The sequence below is a fragment of the Mesorhizobium tamadayense genome (assembly GCF_003863365.1).
Lineage (GTDB): Bacteria > Pseudomonadota > Alphaproteobacteria > Rhizobiales > Rhizobiaceae > Mesorhizobium > Mesorhizobium tamadayense.
This window is the reverse complement of the sequence record NZ_RQXT01000288.1, coordinates 1-272: the sequence shown is the minus strand read 5'-3', so window position 1 is coordinate 272 and position 272 is coordinate 1. Positions and strand designations below refer to the sequence as shown.

The following is a 272-nucleotide window of genomic DNA, read 5'->3' as shown; positions in this document are numbered from 1 at the left end:
CTTTTCGCGTGCCGGAGTTCAACATCCAGAAGGTAATCGCCCGGCGCGTCGCGCAGGAACTCGAGGCGGGCAGCACCGTCAATCTCGGCTTCGGGATTTCGGCCAACGTTCCACGCATTCTCCTGGAGGAGGGGCTGCACGGCGCGGTCACTTGGGTCATCGAACAGGGGGCGGTCGGGGGCGTGCCGCTGCTAGACTTCGCCTTTGGCTGCGCCGCGAATGCCGACGCCTTCATGCCCTCGCCCTACCAGTTTACATATTTCCAAGGGGCG

The 272-nt window shown here is 64.0% G+C and carries 1 pseudogene; it reads left to right on the top strand.

The annotated features are described in order from the left end of the window. Window positions 1–272 (top strand): annotated as a pseudogene (locus EH240_RS37685) (acyl CoA:acetate/3-ketoacid CoA transferase); the annotation flags it as partial.